This is a genomic window from Ruegeria sp. AA6 (assembly GCF_056542865.1).
Map to the genome: position 1 here is coordinate 90,616 of NZ_JBQGAN010000011.1, position 18,088 is coordinate 108,703.

The following is an 18,088-nucleotide window of genomic DNA, read 5'->3' on the forward strand; positions in this document are numbered from 1 at the left end:
GCCTATCCATCGTCATTTTCCGGAAACGTTAACTGCACTTTCATTGATTGGCTTCGATCAGACGCGACCTCAAAGGCAGTTACAGCCTCGCCAACTTCGAAGGAATGCGTCACCAACTGGTCGACGTTTATTAGTCCGCTTCGCATCATCTCGACCGCGACTGAGAACTCGGAATGGAAACGGAAAGACCCGCGAAGCACTATCTCTTTTGCAGTCAACGCCTGAATCGGCACAGTCATATCTCCACCCAGACCAAGCTGAACCAATGTTCCACCCGGTCGCAAGCATGCGACGCCAGAAGCCAGAGCCGATTGAGCCCCAGAACACTCCAGTTGGACATCAACCTGGCCCTTGTCGTTTTCAAACTGCTCCAGTTTTTGCGGATCGGCGTAGGTGTTGATGACATCGTCTGCCCCGCATTCACGCGCCAGAGCGAGGGTCTGGTCCGAGATATCCGTCGCCACTATTCTGGCCGCTCCAGAACGACGTACCGCCAAGATCGTGAGGCAGCCAATCGGACCGCATCCCGTGATAAGTACCGTTTTGCCTAAGAGGTTCCCGGCTTGTTTAATCGCGTGCAAACAGACAGCCAGAGGTTCGGCCATAGCGGCCTGCGCAGGGCTCAACCCATCTGCCGGAACACATTGACTGGCTTTCGCCACGAGTTTGCTTTGAAAAGCGCCTTGGATATGCGGGAACGGCATCGCGCTGCCATAGAACTTCATATCAAGACAGTGGTTTTGCTGCCCGTTAAGACAATAAATGCAGGCTTGGCAAGGGCGGGATGGAGAAACTGCAACCAGTTGGCCTAAGTGCAGCCCCTGCACACTTGACCCGACTTTCACGATTTCTCCGGCGATTTCATGTCCTAGCACCATCGGCTGACGCAACTTGATCGCACCGAAACCACCGTGGTTATAATAATGCAGGTCAGAGCCGCAAATCCCACCCGCGCGCATGGCAATCAAGACTTCGTCTGGCCCCACTTCGTGTACGTCCCGGTTTTCCAACCTCAGATCTTTTGCGGCATGGATAACAACAGCAACATTGGCCGAAGACATTGCACAGACTCCCTATACATATTGCCAAAAGATACGGATAGTCGGTGCTGACAACCAAGGGGTTTTTGCATGATGCTTGAAATGTTCAACCTAGAGGGAACACGCGCACTAGTAACAGGCTCTAGCCAAGGCATTGGATTTGCGTTGGCCCGTGGCTTGGCTGCCGCCGGTTCGCAAGTCGTTTTGAACGGGCGCGACACCGCGAAACTAGCGGCAGCAGCATCCGAGTTGAGCGAAACAGGCGCCTCGGTACGTGAACTTTCGTTCGATGCAACCGATCATGAAGGTGTCCGATCTGCCGTGGACAACTTTGAAGACAATGTCGGCCCCATAGACATCCTGATAAACAACGCCGGAATGCAACACAGGACGGAGCTACAGGATTTCCCCGCTGATGCCTTCGAGCACCTACTACAGACAAATGTAGCGTCCGTCTTTCATGTCGGTCAGGCTGTGGCACGGCACATGATTGAAAGAAAGTCAGGCAAGATCATTAACATTGCGTCGGTTCAATCCGCATTGGCAAGACCGGGTATTGCGCCTTACACGGCGACAAAAGGTGCCGTGACCAACCTTACAAAAGGAATGGCGACTGATTGGGCTAAGTATGGCCTAAACTGCAATGCCATTGCGCCTGGATATTTCGATACACCTTTGAACGCCGCATTGGTTGCTGACCCTGAGTTTAGTGCATGGCTCGAGAAACGAACCCCGGCCGGTCGCTGGGGCAATGTGGAAGAACTTGTCGGCGCCGCCATATTCCTTGCCTCCCCTGCATCCAGTTTCGTTAATGGACATACTCTCTACGTTGATGGCGGAATAACGGCGTCACTTTGATTTGTGTCTTTCAACCGTCTGCTAAGTACGACTGACGCAGGCTTCGTTTAAAGCGCCGACGCCAAAGCAATCACCACAACAACCATCAATGAAGCCGCCATCGCAAAGTTGATCCTTTGATGTGATCTCTCACTTAAATCAAGGCTGCCTAGCTTTGCGCCAGCACCCAGCCAGATCATGTGCACTGGCACCCAAATCATATTGAATATTACGATTTTTATGACGACCTCCCAAACGGGCGCATCGGGCAAAAAGGCAAACCCTGAAAACAATGCAGTGCCGACCACGTAAGCCTTGGGATTAATGAACTGAAGTGTCAGCCCGTTCGCAAAACCAAGTGGCGAGACCGCGGGGGAAAACCCGACCTTTGAGCCAGCTCTTGCAATACGCCAGGCGAGAAATCCCAAATACCCGACAGAGGCAAATAGCAGCAAAGTTCTAAGTACCGGTATAGCCAAAGCTACTGCAGCGACTCCAGAGACAACAAACATCATGTTGATGAACCCGCCCAGCATCAAACCGGCCAGAAAAGCGAGCCCAGCTCGAAAACCAAATGCTGATCCAATACCCGCAGTTGTCAAAACACCTGGGCCAGGCGTAATCAGCAGAAAGAAAACCGCAACGGCAAACTCAAACACTATTCAGATTGGCCTTCTACAGATCTCTGCATTCCGGCACAGCTGTGATCACCGATCCGTCCTTAAGGTGTTGCAGGAGATTGTCGACAGTTAGGTCACCCATAGCTGCACGTGTCTCAATAGTCGCGCTACCAGCGTGAGGGAGCAGAACGACATTGGACAACTCGCGCAATGCTTTTGGAACGCGCGGTTCGTCTTCAAAAACATCAAGCCCTGCCCACCCGAGCTCACCGTTTTGCAATGCATTGATTAGGGCAGTTTCGTCGACAACCGAACCTCGACTAACGTTTATAAGAGTGCCCCCTGCCCCCAACGCGCGCAACACCTCAGCGTTGACCAGCCTATTGGTCGACGGGCCGCCGGGCGTGATGCATATGAGGACATCCACATGTTCTGCCATTTCAACCAAACTGTCGAAATATCGGTACGGGACATCCTTTTGATTGCGGGTGTTATAAGAGATTTCGGGGGCCCACGGCTCCAACTTATCAACGATCGCCTGACCAATGCGACCAAGACCAAGAATGCCTATTCTTTGATTGTCCGCTGATCGTGTCAAAGGGGCATTGCCTTCAACTTCCCACCGTCCGGACCGAACGTAATCGTCGTCACGTATGAGCTCTCGATAACATGACAGCAACAGCAGAACGGCGGTGGTTGCGACTTCTTTGTTCAAAACATTGGGTGTGTGCGTCACGACAATCCCGCGCTCAGCCGCGGCATTTGCGTCGACGGCGTCGTAACCGACTCCATAGACGCTGATCATCTTTAAACTGCTGAGTGATGTCATGAGGTCATGCGGAACGCCATCATGCCCATTTGTAACGATATGTGTTATACTATCCGCGCTGAAATCGTCCAATTGATGAATATTGAACACTGTGGACAGGCGTTCTCGCATCCGTTCAGTGATCCCTCCGATTTGCAATAAGTCAGTCATCTTGGCCGACCTCTTGCCGCTGAACGCCAAGCCCATCGATGCGAAGCTCCATGACGTCGCCTTTTTTCAGGTAAACTGGTTCCGGTTTGATCCCCATTCCAACACCGGGCGGTGTTCCAGTTGAAATGACGTCACCGGGATGCAGTGTGAAAAGTTGGCTTAAATGTTCAATGATCTCGGCAACGGAAAAGATCATCGTAGCAGTATTCCCGGTTTGCATGCGCTGACCGTTTACATCCAGTGACATACCAAGACTTTGAGGATCCGGCACCTCATCCCGGGTCACTAGCCACGGGCCAGTAGGGCCAAATGTGTCGCAAGACTTGCCTTTGGTCCATTGACCGGTCAGTTGAGTTTGAAAATGCCTTTCCGACACGTCGTTTACGATGCAATAGCCAGCAACGTATTCGAGCGCGTCGGTCTTGGAAACGTATTTGGCTGTTTTACCTATGACGACGCCCAGTTCGCATTCCCAGTCAGTGTGTGTAGATCCCCGCGGCATGACAACTTCGTCATATGCCCCAATGACCGCTGAGTTAGCCTTGAAAAAAAGTATCGGATGCTCGGGAATATCTGCGCCGGTTTCTGCAGCATGGTCCGAGTAGTTCAAACCGATGCAAAGAAATTTACCGATGTCACCGACACACGGTGCGATACGAGGGTCACCCTCTACAATTGGCAGGTTGTTCGGATCCAATGAGCGCAGGTTATCAAGCGTTCCATCATCCAACATATCACCTGTAATATCAATGATATGAGCGGACAGATCCCGCAATTGGCCCTCAGCGTCGACCAACGCAGGCTTTTCCGAGCCCTCTGCTCCGTAACGAACAAGTTTCATTTCTGTTCCTTTTAGTGATTGTCGCGTGGCATGAATCCCCGCGCGATATCGTGGTAGTTTTCTGCCCCCTTGAGCGTCATACCGCGATCCAACCGATCTACTTTTTCGCGGAAAATTTCCTGCCACGGGGATTGGTTGGGCGGCATTGAATACCCACCCTTTGCCTCCAGATCGCGGGCGCGTTCATGCAGTTCTTCGAGCGAAACCAGCATATCTGCTGTGCCTTTGCCAAGATCGATGCGCAGTCGGTCACCATTTCGTACTAAGGCCAACCCACCACCCTCCGCAGCTTCGGGTGAAGCATTCAGGATAGACGGGCTTCCTGATGTTCCGGATTGCCGTCCATCACCGATGCAAGGAAGGGCTTCGATACCTTGTTTCAACAAGTACGCGGGCGGACGCATGTTCACGACCTCTGCAGCACCTGGGTATCCTTTTGGTCCTGCTCCGCGCATAATCAGAATACAGTTTGCGTCGATGTTTTCTGCGGGATCATCGATCCGATGGTGAAAGTCCTCAGGCCCATCAAACACTACCGCCCTGCCCTCAAATGCATTAGGATCATCCGGGTTCGACAGGTAGGTCTCTCGAAATGCCTGGGAGATCACAGATGTTTTCATAATCGCACTCTCGAACAGGTTACCCGAGAGATTGATGAACCCCGCCTGTTGCTTAACCGGGCTACCGACAGGTTTGATTACTTCGCTATTCTGAGACCGGCGCGCCGAGCAATTATTGCCCATCGTCTTGCCGTTCACCGTTATCGCATCGGGATGCGGCAGCAATCCAGCATCAAGAAGCTCTCCTACAACGGCGGGAACACCCCCGGCCTGTTGGTAGTCTTCGCCAAGATATTTACCCGCAGGCTGCATGTTGACCAACAGAGGAACGTCGTAGCCATGTTTCTGCCAGTCATCGTTGGTCAACGGAACACCAAGATGCCGGGCGATCGCATTCAGGTGGATCGGCGCGTTCGTCGAACCGCCAATTGCCGAGTTTATGACAATCGCATTCTCAAAAGCCTGCCGTGTCATGATATCGCTTGGTCGTAAATCCTCCCAAACCATATCCACAATGCGTTTACCCGTTTCATAACTGATTTGACCGCGCTCTCTATACGGGGCTGGTATGGCTGCTGATCCGGGCAATTGCATACCCAAGGCCTCAGCAAGCGAGTTCATGGTCGTCGCTGTTCCCATCGTATTGCAATAACCCACAGAAGGTGCTGCGGCGGCTGCGATTTCCATGAACTCATCGGTGTCGATTTCATCAGCCGCAAGGTCTTCGCGCGCTTTCCATATAACCGTGCCCGATCCGGCGCGTTCACCTTTCCACCAACCGTTGAGCATGGGACCGACCGACAGGGCAATCGCTGGGATGTTGACAGTCGCAGCGGCCATAAGAAGTGCGGGCGTGGTCTTGTCGCAACCAATGTTCAGAACAACGCCATCAATTGGATACCCGAACAGACTCTCAACCAAGGACAAATAAGCCAGGTTGCGGTCGAGCGAGGCCGTTGGCCGTTTACCGGTCTCTTGTATCGGGTGGACCGGTATTTCGATGCACGTTCCCCCGGCGGCGATGATTCCGTCGCGAACGCGTTTAGACAACTCGATATGATGCCGATTGCAGGGGCTCAAATCACTGCCGGTCTGAGCAATACCGATGATCGGTTTGCCTGATTGCAGTTCTGCACGAGTCAACCCGTAATTCAGGTATCTCTCTAGATACAATGCGGTCATCTCAAGGTTCTCAGAATTCATGAACCACTTGCGAGATCGGAGATCATTTTTTGATACTTTTGTCATTGGCCTGACCATCCCCCGTCAATTATATGCGTGTGTCCTGTGGTGAATGCACTCTCATCGCTCGCCAGATAGACGACCAATGCAGCAATCTCTTCTGCTCTCGCTACACGCCCCATAGGCTGACGCGCCACAAATTGTGCAAGGGCTTCTTCTCTGCTACCCAGTAGCTCGCCCAACGCATCTACGCGGTCACGCCAACTGGGACTGTCTACTGTTCCCGGACAAATGCAATTGCACCGAATTCCTTGCGTTATGAAGTCCACGGCTACCGATTTCGTCAGCCCAACAACAGCAGCCTTTGTCGTTCCATATACAAAACGATTTGGCGCACCAATTATGGAACCCAGTGCGGAAGACATATTGATTATCGAGCCTCCTCCGCGCTCTAGCATTCCCGGCAATACAGCCTTTGTCGTGCGCACCATTGAGCGAACATTAAGGTCCATGGCGAAATCCCATTCTTCATCGGTTGCATCCAGAATAGTTCCGTGATGCACAAACCCGGCGCAGTTGAATAAGACGTCTGGCTTCGCTCGCGCGACCCCATGATGAATACTGTCATTATTCGTCACATCCATCTCGAAAATTTCGAGATTTTCGAGATTGTGACCGCGAATCAAATTTAGTTTTTCAGGGTTAATATCCGTTGCATAGACTTTCGCACCCTCTCTTGCCATTGCAATTGCGCTTGCAAGTCCGATCCCTTGTGCGGCGGCTGTGACTAGGACGTGTTTTCCCTTAAGTCTTTCTGACATATAAATATTCCGACCCTATAAGTGGCGACTGGAAAAGTGTTACTTCGTCCCACTGATTAACCGAAAAGCAAAGAAACCATAGCGAACTCGCAACGACTTCTGGCATGTGGACCCAGAGCCGTTAGCGTATGACAGAGATTTTGGTTTGGCCATAACCATGCGTGGCGCACCTTCGGAAGGACAGTAGATGATGAGCAAGCAGTTCAAAGTAGCTCTGTTGGGAACCGGCCTGATGGGTGCTCCCATGGCACGGAATATTTTACGCGCCCAAATTCCGCTCACTGTATGGAACCGAAGCTTGGAAAAGGCAAAACCGTTAACAGCAGAAGGAGCGACATTGGCGGAAACTGCCCCGGTGGCGGTTTCGGGTACAGATGTAATAATAACCATGCTCTCGGATGGTTACGCGACCGGCGCGCTAATTTCTGACGAGGCTTTCCGTGAACAACTCAAACCGGGGATGATCTGGATTGATATGTCCAGCGCCAAACCCGAACACGCCAGAGAGCAATCCGCGCAATTGTCCTCGATGGGGGTGCAGCATCTGGATGCCCCGGTTTCCGGTGGCACCGTAGGTGCCGAAGCTGGCACCCTTGCGATCATGGTCGGTGGCGATCAGGACATTTTGGAGCGCGTGCGGCCGGTTCTGACGGCAATGGGACGTCCTGTGCATGTAGGCCCAAGTGGTTCTGGTCAATTGTGCAAATTGGCCAATCAAACAATTGTCGCTGTGACAATATCGGCCGTCGCCGAAGCGACACTACTGGCTCAGCAAGGCGGTGCAGACCCCACCGCGTTGAGGGCCGCACTGAAGGGGGGCTTTGCGGATAGTATTATCTTACAACAACATGGCGAACGAATGTCTGATGGAAATTTTGAACCCGGAGGTTTATCCAAGTTTCAATTAAAGGATTTGGATAACACGCTAGAGGAGGCACGAAGCCTGAGCGTTGAGCTACCTAGCACCCAATCTGTGCGCAATCGTTTCGAATATCTGATAGACGAAATGGATGGGGCCGAACTGGATCATTCGGCTTTGTATCTGGAACTCAAAAAACGGAATGGAATGCTGTGACGCGGATCCTTGTTATAGGCGGCGGAGGAATGCTGGGCCAGAAACTGGCCCATCGCATTACGACCCAAAAGACTTTTGGAGCAGATGCCCAATTCTCACTGTTCGATCTCTCGTTTCCGCTCGACAGTGCGCCAGGTAAGCAAATTGTGGGGAATTTGACTGCGTCAGGCATCGCCAAGTCGGTTGCAGCTCAACGCCCGGACGTCATATTCCACCTTGCAGCTATCGTTTCAGGCCAAGCTGAGAAAGACTTTGCGATGGGCTGGGATGTCAACCTTATGGCGACGTGGGCACTGCTGAACGCACTCAAAGATGAACACGAGGCATCAGGAGGCGAGTACACACCTTGTCTGGTTTTTGCCTCATCCATAGCAGTTTTCGGGTCACCATTCCCCGAAAAGATAAACGATGAGTTCCTCTCGGCACCTTTGACCAGTTACGGAGCGCAGAAAGCGGCGTCTGAATTGATGATCACAGATTTCAGCAGGAAAGGATATATCGACGGTATTTCCTTACGCTTGCCCACTTTGTGTGTGCGCCCTGGCAAAGCCAACGCTGCCGCTTCGTCCTTCTTTTCAAGTATAATCCGAGAGCCTTTGAATGGGAATGAGGCTGTTTTGCCAGTTGCCGAAACTATTCGCCACTGGCACGCCAGCCCCCGCGCCGCTGCGACTTTTTTGACCCACGCAGCAACAATGGACACGCAGCTTTTGAATGATAGACGCGCGTTGAACATGCCGGGCGTAAGTTGCACCGTCGCCGAACAAATCGAAGCGCTGCGCGATGTGGCCGGTCAAGATGCAGTGGGCTTAATTAGGCGAGAACCCGACGAGGCAATCGAAAGAATAGTCAAGAATTGGCCGCGCGACTTTCAAACAGATCGCGCCCTGGAGTTGGGGTTTAAGGCGGAATCAAGCTTCGACAAAATCATTCAGGTGTATTTGGAAGACGATATTCGGCTTTAGTCGCCCATCGTCTTTCCAGTTAGGTGGCGTTTCAGATGATCGTGAATTTTTTCTCGTGTTAACTGCTCATCCCCAGACAATGCTGCTTCAAGTATATCGGCATGGTGTCTTATGTTTTGAGAAATGAACTCAAAGTTCCGATCTGCCACCATCAACTGCTGTCTGAATTGCGCGTAAACTCGGCTATGCATTTGCTTTAAGGTTTCCGAGCCACAGGCAGAAATAAGCGTTTGGTGAAACTCCTTCTCCGAGGCAAACCATATCTCGATAAGGCCGCTCGGGTCGTCTGTGGAGTGTATGCGTTTTTCGATATGGCTAAGTTTGTGATGCGCGGCCGTCAATCTTGCTTCCCAATCCACTCCGCCATTGCGGATCGACATCGCAGTGCCTTCGGCCTCCAATAGAATACGGACGTGGGTTAGTTCTATGAGCTTCTGCGGCGAACGCGCTGGAACACGAAAACCTTTCTGCTCTTGAAAATCTACTAGACCTACCGCCGCCAGTCTAAATAGAACTTCGCGAACGGCGCTTGCCGAACAGCCATACTCTTTACGCAATTCTTCGGCCCGAACCTTGGCTCCATGCTCGAATCCATTCGAAATCAAGCGCATCTTAAGGTCTTGATAAATATCGATCTCTTCGTTCATTCCAGCATTTACCTTCGAGTTCTGTCCAAATAGCGTCCTAACCTTATTTTTGATTTACAGCAAGAATCTCGAAAATTTTTAAAATTTCAAATTTTTCTTGTTGCATTCGTCTCTTCGGCTTAACGTCAACCTGCGTAAAGGCAAGGGAGGCAGCAAGATTTCCTATCTCGCGCAACGCTCAACGTCTGGGAGGACATTATGCAAATAGTCAAGACAGCGGCCGTCGCCGCGGTGGCCACGACATTGGCAACCGGCTTCGCGATGGCTGAAACAACCAAACTTCGAATTCAAACACATTTTTCACCCGAAACACTGTCAGGCCAGATGGCGGCAAAATTCGTCGAAGACATTCAAGAAATGTCGAATGGCGAAATCGAAGTTGAAATGTTCTACTCATCTTCGGTCGTCAAGTCGGTTGAAACATTCGATGCGGCAGCAACAGGAATTCTTGACTGCGACATGACGGGTGGCGGTTATCAGACCGGCAAAAACCCAGCCTTCCAGTTTGCAGGCGATCTTCTCGGCGGTTACCAGAACCCATATCAGCAAATGGCTTGGCTTCTGCACGGTGGTGGCAGAGAAGCTGTCAACGATCTATATAATGGGTACGACATGGAATTCATTGGATGGTGGATTCCCGGACCTGAGTCGCTTTCGTCGACTAAGCCAATTGCTAAGGTGGAAGACTTTAAGGATTGGAAGTTCCGCTCGCCTCCGGGACTGGCAACCAAGGTATTCGCAGAACTCGGAGCCTCTCCGATCGTGATGGATTTCAACGAAATCTTCACGGCCTTGGAAACCGGCATTATTGACGGCGCAGACGCTGCAAACCTTACCAACAATGTGGGCTTAGGTCTTTATGAGATTGCAGGGCACACGAACTATCCGGGTTTCCACTCAATGCCAGCTGACCACCTTGCGTGCCGCAAAGACGTTTGGGAAGCAATGCCCCCACACCATAAGAAAATCATGGAAGTCGCGATGGACAGCCTGGCATTGCACAATGCCACCATAAACGAAGTTCAGAACGCTCAAACTGCAAAAGACCTGAAGGCAAAAGGTGTTCAGCTGTATGAGTGGACGCCTGAAGATCTGGCAGCGTATCGCGCAGCCGTTCAGGTTGGTTGGACGGAATTTGCCACAACGCCTGAAGCAAAGGCGCTTTTGGAAAGCCACATCAACTTCCTGCGTGACCTGGGCGCAATGCAGTAATCAGGCTTCGACCAAAATATGATACACGGAAAGGCCGCCGTAGCGGCCTCTCCGGATCGGTGCCGGGATCCAGAACTTCATGAAAATTACCAGAATAATAAGTCACGTACTGCAGTACGACATGCCGGAAGTTCTGGGCTATTCGCAACAGTATTACGACAAGCGTACAACCCATCTCGTCGAGATTCAGACTGATGAAGGAGTAACCGGTTGGGGGGAGTGCTTTGGTCCCGGAAACGTAGCCATAGCCAACAAGTCCATCGTGGAAAAGGTAATCCAACCATTGGTCCGTGGCTTGGACCCTTTGGACAAAGACGTGATCTGGCACAAGGTGTACAACCTTTTGCGAGACCATGGCCAAAGCGGAATGCCAATCCAGGCTTTGTCCGGGGTGGACATCGCACTTTGGGATATCACCGGCAAAATCTCTGGCCTACCCCTTCATAAGCTTGTCGGCGGCGCGCATCGCACAAGCGTTCCTTGTTACGGCTACGGCATGATGCTCCGGGATGAACCGATTTCCAATCTGGCCAGCCGTTTTGAGGATGAAGCCGCAAAGATAAAGGCAATGGGATTTACCGCCACCAAGATGAAAACGGGCTTTGGCCCGAAGCCTGATGTGAAGCTGTGCGAAGCAGTTCGACGCGGAGTTGGAGACGACTTTCCTTTTATGGTCGATGCAAACCACGCCTATACGACTTCGGACGCATTTTTTGTCGGTCGGGCGTTGGAAGAACTGGACGCATATTGGTTCGAAGAACCCGTCGCACCGGAAGACATTGACGGATACCGCGAATTGCGCACTTCGCTTAAAGTTAACATCTCAGGCGGGGAGGCAGTTTTCAATCGCTGGGCCTGGCGCAGCCTTCTTGAAAATCGCGGCATCGACATAGCGCAGCCAGAAGTATGCGCTTTGGGCGGTATTTCAGAGTATCTCAGAGTACTGTCTCTATGCCACGCACATTTCACTCCGGTCGTAAATCACGTCTGGGGTAGCGCAATCGCCGTCGCAACTAATGTGCATTTACTGGCGGCCATGCCAGCAATTCCAGGCGGCTTGCATCCATGGGAGCCGATGCTGGAGTTCGACACCACGGACAACAAGTTTAGGGACGATCTGCTGACCGTTCCGCTGGAAATTCAAAATCAGGTCAAGGCCAACAACGGCCGTGTCATGATCCCGACAGGCCCAGGACTGGGTGTCGAACCGGATCGAGACTTTATCGATCATTACAGGATCGAAGGATAGGGACGAGGGTTACGCGATGCACAAGAATTCAGGCGGACCAATTGAATGGCTCATACCGTTGGCCTTCGTCGCGACTGCCAGTTGGCTTGTTTGGCATCTCCCAGCATTCCTATTGGATTGGCTGCCTTACACGTCTGAATCCCTCAAAAGTCAGGTAACAGAAATATATCTGCGCAGCGACGTCACGCCCGAATTACCTGGTGTGTTCGGGGGGTATGTCGACACCATCGACGTGGCCGCGCTCGTCATTCTACCGTTTCTTGCAGTGATAGGTACAAAGACCGTGCGCCCAGCGACGATGGAGTTCGAGGGCTCTACGGTTATGGATTATTTTGCGTTGTTCATAGGCCGAGTTACGATGATGATGATCGCAATCATGACTGTCGTCATGCTCTACGAAGTCTTCATGCGCTATATCCTGGAAAAGCCGACCGAGTGGGCCAATGAAATGACACTCTGGTTCGCTAGCTTTGTGTTTTTGATGTCTGGCTACTACGCCATGCAACAACGCAGTCACATTCGAATATTCCTGCTGTACGATGCAGTTCCACGTTGGCTTCAGCGCGTTTTTGATACGGTTTCGACAATACTGATCGTGCTATTTGCTTTCTTTCTGGTCTACGGCAGCTACAAACAGGTGTTCGTCAACAAGCTCTATAAATGGGAGCTTTATGGCTCCGCCTTCAATCCTCCGATCCCGGCGACGTTGCAGCCGATGGTGCTGATCGTGATTACGCTCGTCGCAATGCAAGCAATTTTGAACTTGATCGCTGATTGGAACAAAGAACCGGAAATCCACACAGATGAACCGGACGAAGACGAAATTGAAATGATCAAACGAGCGGTGGGACAAGACTGATGGATATTGGAACAATCTCACTCATCCTGATGGTCGCCCTGATCGTGCTTCTGGCGATCGGAATGCCCTTGGGTCTGGCCTCGGCTTCGCTTGCGGTTCTGGTTCTTGTCCTGAAGTTCGAACCGACACTGCTTTTGAACCCGTTTTCATTCGGCGACGGGGTTCTCACCGGTCGGCCAGGGACTGGGCCGCTCTATATCCTAGCGCAGAAAATATACGGGCTCTTAACGGACTACGTGCTCATATCAGTGCCATTGTTTATCTTCATGGCGTCGCTGCTAGAGCGGTCCGGGATCGCGCGTGACATGTATTCGTCGCTGAATGTCTGGCTCTCCAGAACACGCGGCGGCATCGCGATCGTGACCTCGATCATGGCGGTGATCATGGCAGCCATGTCCGGCATAATCGGTGGTGAGGTTGTCCTGCTGGGACTTATCGCCCTGCCCCAGATGCTGCGCCTAGGGTACGATCAAAATCTCGCGATCGGCGTCATCTGCGCCTCGGGGTCGCTGGGCACCATGATCCCTCCCTCCATCGTTCTGATCATCTATGGGCTGATCACCGAAACCTCGATCAAGTCGCTGTTCACCGCGTCTTTCATTCCCGGCTTCATGCTGGCCTCGATGATCATCCTGTACATCATCATCCGCACGCAGTTGAATCCTCATCACGCTCCGCTACCGGAACCGGATCCGAACGACCCCGAACCGGCCGAAAAACGCAAACTGTTTGGGGCCTTCATGAGCATCGTCGTCGCAGGATTTTCCACCGTTCTGTTTATCCGGGCCGCGTTTTTCGAGCTCTCAGGCTCGAACGCTGCCAGCCAGGGCGAGCCCGCGAGGCTGGGAACGGCTGACTACCTGCCCTGGTTTGCCGGCATCACGATCGTTGCCCTTCTGCTGATCTTCTTCGTCTTTGGCAGAGAGCGCGCTAAAATCGGGTGGGAAATGGGCAAAGGCCTCGTCGCTCCGCTGGTCGTCATCGGCGTCGTGCTCGGCTCGATCTATGGCGGGATCACAGGCATCACCGAGGCTGCGGGCATGGGCGCCTTCGCCGTTCTGATTATCGCCATCCTGCGGGGCGAAGGATCGTTCGAGCTGGTTTGGGACAGCTTGATGCGAACCCTAAAATCCACAGGCACCATCATCTGGGTTACGATCGGGGCCGCCGCGCTGGCGGGTGCCTACACCATTGCTGGCGGGCCCCAATACGTGGCCGACCTAATCGTCGGCCAGGAGCTGCCAACCATGCTGGTCATTCTGGTGATGATGCTGATCTTGCTGTTCATGGGCGCATTCATGGATTGGGTCGGCATCGTGCTGTTGATTATTCCGGTCTTTCTGCCGATCGTCCTGCGCCTTCCTATCGAAGAAATCGGAGTCTTTGGCCAGTTGGAGCCGAGTCATATCGCCATCTGGTTCGGCGTCGTGTTCTGTATGAACATGCAGGTCAGCTTCCTCTCGCCCCCTTTTGGCCCGGCCGCGTTCTACCTGAAGTCGGTGGCCCCGCCACATATCAGTCTGACGGATATCTTCCGCGGCTTCCTGCCATTCATCGGGATCCAGTTGCTGGCGCTTTCCGTTCTTCTGATTTGGCCGGGCATCATCGCGCTGCTGTTGTGAGGTCGCACCCATGCTGGCACAATATCAGATTAGCAAGTTCCAGACGGACGGATACCTCGTGGTCGAGGATGTTATCCCTGCCGATGTCCTTGATCGGGTACAGACCGAATACTCGGATGTCCTGAGCCGGCTCTATGACGGTTGGTACGAAAAAGGGCTGGTCAAGGACGAACCGTCTGGAATGACCTTCTGGGACAAACTTCTGTCCGCCTATCAGGCCGGTTGCGACTATTTCCAGCCGCTGGACATCTCGTTGCCCGGCGATCGGATCATGGCGGACACACCTTTCCATATCGGGCCTGCAGTGTTCGACTTGCTAACGGCCCGGCCCATGCTTGACATTGTCGAGCAGTTGATCGGGCCAGAGTTGGTGAGCAATCCAATCCAGCACGTTCGGCTGAAGCCCCCCGCTCTCAAGCTGTCCAAGGATGAGGTGCGCGCGCACATCACAGCGACGGACTGGCATCAGGACCGGGCGGTTGCGTTGGAGGATGCGGATCAGACCGACATGGTCACGGTGTGGATTGCCGTCAACGATGCAACGGTCGAAAACGGCTGCCTGCAAGTGCTGCCAAAGGCACAGGACCAATCCATCCTGCCGCATTGCGCGCGGACGCAGACTGGTATTGCCGACGGATTCATTGACGAAGGCCGGGCTGTGCCCCTTCCTGTCAAGGCGGGCGGGATCATCCTGTTTCACCCTCTGACGCCACATGCTTCGCTGGTCAATGAAACGGACCGGTTCCGCTGGTCGTTCGACATCCGCTTCAGTGCGGCAGGCCAGCCCACCGGTCGAGACCATTTCCCCAGCTTCATCGCGAGGTCCAGATCGCGCCCCGAAACCGAACTGCGAGATTGGCGTGTCTGCAAGTCCAATTGGGAAGCGGCGCGAGCAAGGCTGTCCGGACAACCGCACATAGATATTCACCGGTGGACATCGGACTCACCGTTCTGCGCCTAGCTGCTGCCGCCAAGAAAGCTGATTATGACTTTTGTACGTTTAGATCGAACGGATAGCGTGGTTGTTGCAACTCGGTCCCTGGAGGCCGGCAGTATGGTGGAGGATGTCATGACCAATACGCGCATCCCCTCGGGACACAAGGTCGCCACGCGGAATCTTGCACCCGGCGATCCTGTCAGAAAATACGCCCAGATTATCGGTTACGCCAACCAACCGATCGAACCTGGCGACCATGTGCACACCCACAATATCGAGTTCCGCAACACCAGTGTGGACTACGAGTTTGCGACGGATCACAGGCCCATGAAACCCGCCACCTCGGTCGATACGTTCATGGGCTACCGCCGGGACAGTGGTCGGGTCGGCACGCGCAATTACATCGCGGTTCTGACCACAGTTAATTGTTCGGCGACTGCGGCCCGTATGATCGCCAACCACTTCACGCCGGACAAGTTGGCCGAGTTTCCGAACGTCGACGGCGTGGTGGCCTTTGTCCACGGAACAGGCTGCGGAATGGCCGATTCCGGCGACGGTTTCGAAGCACTTCAACGGGTCATGTGGGGGTTTGCGAAACATCCCAACCACGCTGCCGTTCTAATGGTCGGTTTGGGCTGCGAGATGAACCAGATCGACTGGCTGCTGGACGCGTATGGTCTGAAGCAAAGTCCCACCTTCCAGACAATGAACATCCAGAACGTCGCCGGATTGCGCCGGACCGTGGAAGCGGGCATCAGCAAGATTAACAAGATGCTGCCCATTGCGAATGTGGCGAGGCGCAGCGAAGCCCCGGCGTCTGAATTGATGGTTGCGCTGCAATGCGGTGGATCGGACGCTTGGTCAGGTGTGACCGCAAACCCTGCGCTCGGACATGCCTGCGACCTGTTGGTTGCCCAAGGCGGCACCGGTGTCCTTGCGGAAACGCCCGAAATCTACGGAGCCGAACATCTTTTGACCCGCCGCGCCCTTGGTCGCGCAACTGGGCAAAAACTTATCGGACTGATCGATTGGTGGCAGGACTATACCGCTCGCAATCACGGCTCGATGGACAACAACCCAAGCCCCGGCAACAAGCACGGGGGGCTGACGACCATCCTTGAGAAATCGCTGGGGGCAGCGGCGAAGGGTGGAACCACCCCTTTGACCGGTGTATTCAAATACGCTGAACCCATCACCGCCAAAGGCTTCACCTTCATGGACAGCCCCGGATATGACCCGGCCTCGGTGACCGGGCAGATCGCGGCCGGGTGCAACCTAGTGTGCTTCACCACGGGGCGCGGCTCTGCCTTTGGGTCCAAACCAGCGCCCACGCTGAAAATCGCTACCAACTCTGAGTTGGCAGCGCGCATGCCTGAAGACATGGACGTGGATACGGGCGATATTCTGACCAAAGGTGCCAGCGTCGAAGAAAAAGGACAGGAAATATACCGACGGCTGCTCCAAGTCGCCTCGGGCGCGCGGACCAAGTCCGAGGCGCAGGGCCTGGGTGACTACGAATTCGTTCCCTGGCAAATCGGAGCGGTGATGTGAAACGGATCCTTGTAGCTGGCGGCGGGTTGATCGGCATCCGCCACGTCCGCGCCGTGATTGAGCATCCCGACTGCATGTTGGTCGGGTTGGCCGATCCAGATGGTTCGATCCAGATCGACGCGCCGCGTTTTGCCAGTATGGACGAGGTGCAGAGCCCCGTAGATGGCGTCATCATCGCGACGCCCACCCGCCTGCATGCCGAACATGGCATTCTAGCCGCATCCCGCGGTTGGCACATGCTGATCGAAAAGCCGGTTGCCGCATCGGTCGATGATGCCCTGCGCCTGAGAACGGCCGTTCGCCAGGCCGATGTCCGCAGCCTTGTGGGCCACCATCGGCGGTATCATACAACCTTGCAGCACCTGAAAGAGGTGATCGCGCAAGGTACGATCGGACAAGTCATCAACGTCTCGTTGCTGTGGGCCATGCGTAAACCCGAGAGCTATTTTGAACAGAACTGGCGGACTTCTGATGGCAGCCCAGTCATGATCAATCTGGTGCATGATATCGATGTCCTGCGGTTTGTGATCGGAGAAATCTCGGATGTCGTCGCCCTGCCCGGCGCGTCGATCCGCGGATCGGATCGGATAGAAAGCGGGGCTATCGCGACCGCGTTCGAAAACGGCGCGACGGGCACTATCAGCTTTGCCGACACCGCACCCAGCCCTTGGGGGTTTGAGGCTGGAACCGGCGAGAACCCGAACATCGGCACGACCCACCAGGACATGATGTGGATCACGGGAACCAGTGGTGCTGTGAGTTTTCCCTCCATGACTCTGTGGCGTGGAAAGGATTGGGGGACTGCGGCCCAAAAGGACCAGCTTACACGACCGGAACAGCAACGCGCACCATTGGAGGCGCAACTGGATCATTTCCTTGACGTGATCGACGGCGCCCCTCCACTGATCGACGTCGAGGATGCAGCCCGGACGCTCGAGGTCACATCATGGATAGAAGACGGGCTAAAGGCGCGAACAACTCGAGCGCGGGCGCCGGCCTGATGGACATGCGGCCCGGCAAAATACCGGACCACTCAAAAATCAATGATATTCCACCGGGCAAAATGAGCATTTAAACTGTAAAGCCGCCCG

General features: G+C 53.8%; 17 protein-coding genes. 10 read left to right on the top strand and 7 right to left on the bottom strand.

Translation table 11 applies throughout. The annotated features are described in order from the left end of the window. Positions 1–2 precede the first annotated feature (2 nt). Positions 3–1,061 (bottom strand): L-idonate 5-dehydrogenase, encoded by a 1,059-nt coding sequence (locus ACR0LN_RS14140; RefSeq protein WP_480430472.1) that lies wholly within the window; start codon positions 1,059–1,061, stop codon positions 3–5. A 69-nt stretch (positions 1,062–1,130) separates the two neighbouring features. Here ACR0LN_RS14140 and ACR0LN_RS14145 point away from each other — a divergent pair, with 69 nt between their 5' ends. Next, positions 1,131–1,898 carry an SDR family oxidoreductase gene (locus ACR0LN_RS14145; protein ID WP_170777660.1) on the top strand — a complete coding sequence of 256 codons (768 nt, stop codon included), beginning with the start codon at positions 1,131–1,133 and terminating at the stop codon, positions 1,896–1,898. A 47-nt stretch (positions 1,899–1,945) separates the two neighbouring features. Here ACR0LN_RS14145 and ACR0LN_RS14150 read toward each other — a convergent pair whose 3' ends face one another. Genes ACR0LN_RS14150 through ACR0LN_RS14170 form a run of 5 tightly spaced genes read right to left on the bottom strand, consistent with a single transcriptional unit; the run spans position 1,946 to position 6,880 of the window. Beyond that, positions 1,946–2,536 carry a LysE family translocator gene (locus ACR0LN_RS14150; protein WP_480430474.1) on the bottom strand — a complete coding sequence of 197 codons (591 nt, stop codon included), beginning with the start codon at positions 2,534–2,536 and terminating at the stop codon, positions 1,946–1,948. Between the two features lie 16 nt (positions 2,537–2,552). Further along, positions 2,553–3,476 carry a 2-hydroxyacid dehydrogenase gene (locus ACR0LN_RS14155; protein WP_480430475.1) on the bottom strand — a complete coding sequence of 308 codons (924 nt, stop codon included), beginning with the start codon at positions 3,474–3,476 and terminating at the stop codon, positions 2,553–2,555. After that, positions 3,469–4,317: a fumarylacetoacetate hydrolase family protein gene (locus ACR0LN_RS14160; protein ID WP_480430477.1), complete on the bottom strand. Its 849-nt coding sequence runs from the start codon at positions 4,315–4,317 to the stop codon at positions 3,469–3,471. The genes ACR0LN_RS14155 and ACR0LN_RS14160 overlap by 8 nt, the downstream gene beginning before the upstream one ends. An 11-nt stretch (positions 4,318–4,328) precedes the next feature. Beyond that, the gene (locus tag ACR0LN_RS14165) at positions 4,329–6,125 is read right to left on the bottom strand and encodes an IlvD/Edd family dehydratase (RefSeq protein WP_480430479.1); all 1,797 of its coding nucleotides are present in this window, start codon (positions 6,123–6,125) and stop codon (positions 4,329–4,331) included. Then, positions 6,122–6,880, bottom strand: coding sequence for an SDR family oxidoreductase (locus tag ACR0LN_RS14170; protein ID WP_480430481.1), 759 nt, complete (start codon positions 6,878–6,880; stop codon positions 6,122–6,124). Before ACR0LN_RS14170 ends, ACR0LN_RS14165 begins: the two co-directional genes overlap by 4 nt. 190 nt (positions 6,881–7,070) lie before the next feature. Between ACR0LN_RS14170 and ACR0LN_RS14175 the strand changes: the two genes are divergently transcribed. Continuing rightward, entirely contained in the window at positions 7,071–7,955 is an 885-nt protein-coding gene (locus ACR0LN_RS14175; protein ID WP_480430483.1) for an NAD(P)-dependent oxidoreductase, read from the top strand. Next, a complete protein-coding gene (gene denD, locus ACR0LN_RS14180) occupies positions 7,952–8,920 on the top strand; it encodes a D-erythronate dehydrogenase (RefSeq protein WP_480430485.1) in 969 nt (322 codons plus the stop codon). Before ACR0LN_RS14175 ends, denD begins: the two co-directional genes overlap by 4 nt. Here denD and ACR0LN_RS14185 read toward each other — a convergent pair. Continuing rightward, positions 8,917–9,567: a GntR family transcriptional regulator gene (locus tag ACR0LN_RS14185; protein WP_480430487.1), complete on the bottom strand. Its 651-nt coding sequence runs from the start codon at positions 9,565–9,567 to the stop codon at positions 8,917–8,919. The genes denD and ACR0LN_RS14185 overlap by 4 nt on opposite strands. A gap of 198 nt (positions 9,568–9,765) precedes the next feature. Between ACR0LN_RS14185 and ACR0LN_RS14190 the strand changes: the two genes are divergently transcribed. The 7 genes from ACR0LN_RS14190 (at position 9,766) to ACR0LN_RS14220 (ending at position 17,998) form a co-directional block, all read left to right on the top strand. Then, entirely contained in the window at positions 9,766–10,779 is a 1,014-nt protein-coding gene (locus tag ACR0LN_RS14190; protein WP_480430489.1) for a TRAP transporter substrate-binding protein, read from the top strand. A gap of 79 nt (positions 10,780–10,858) precedes the next feature. Further along, the gene (locus tag ACR0LN_RS14195) at positions 10,859–12,028 is read left to right on the top strand and encodes a mandelate racemase/muconate lactonizing enzyme family protein (RefSeq protein WP_480430490.1); all 1,170 of its coding nucleotides are present in this window, start codon (positions 10,859–10,861) and stop codon (positions 12,026–12,028) included. A gap of 16 nt (positions 12,029–12,044) precedes the next feature. Continuing rightward, positions 12,045–12,887, top strand: a complete 843-nt coding sequence (locus ACR0LN_RS14200) for a TRAP transporter small permease subunit (RefSeq protein ID WP_480430491.1) — start codon at positions 12,045–12,047, stop codon at positions 12,885–12,887. Further along, entirely contained in the window at positions 12,887–14,509 is a 1,623-nt protein-coding gene (locus ACR0LN_RS14205) for a TRAP transporter large permease (RefSeq protein ID WP_480430492.1), read from the top strand. Before ACR0LN_RS14200 ends, ACR0LN_RS14205 begins: the two co-directional genes overlap by 1 nt. Before the next feature lie 10 nt (positions 14,510–14,519). Then, positions 14,520–15,470, top strand: a complete 951-nt coding sequence (locus tag ACR0LN_RS14210; RefSeq protein WP_480430493.1) for a phytanoyl-CoA dioxygenase family protein — start codon at positions 14,520–14,522, stop codon at positions 15,468–15,470. Between the two features lie 24 nt (positions 15,471–15,494). Then, positions 15,495–16,997, top strand: coding sequence for a UxaA family hydrolase (locus tag ACR0LN_RS14215; RefSeq protein WP_480430494.1), 1,503 nt, complete (start codon positions 15,495–15,497; stop codon positions 16,995–16,997). After that, positions 16,994–17,998 carry a Gfo/Idh/MocA family protein gene (locus ACR0LN_RS14220; RefSeq protein ID WP_480430495.1) on the top strand — a complete coding sequence of 335 codons (1,005 nt, stop codon included), beginning with the start codon at positions 16,994–16,996 and terminating at the stop codon, positions 17,996–17,998. Before ACR0LN_RS14215 ends, ACR0LN_RS14220 begins: the two co-directional genes overlap by 4 nt. The last annotated feature ends 90 nt before the right edge of the window (positions 17,999–18,088 follow it).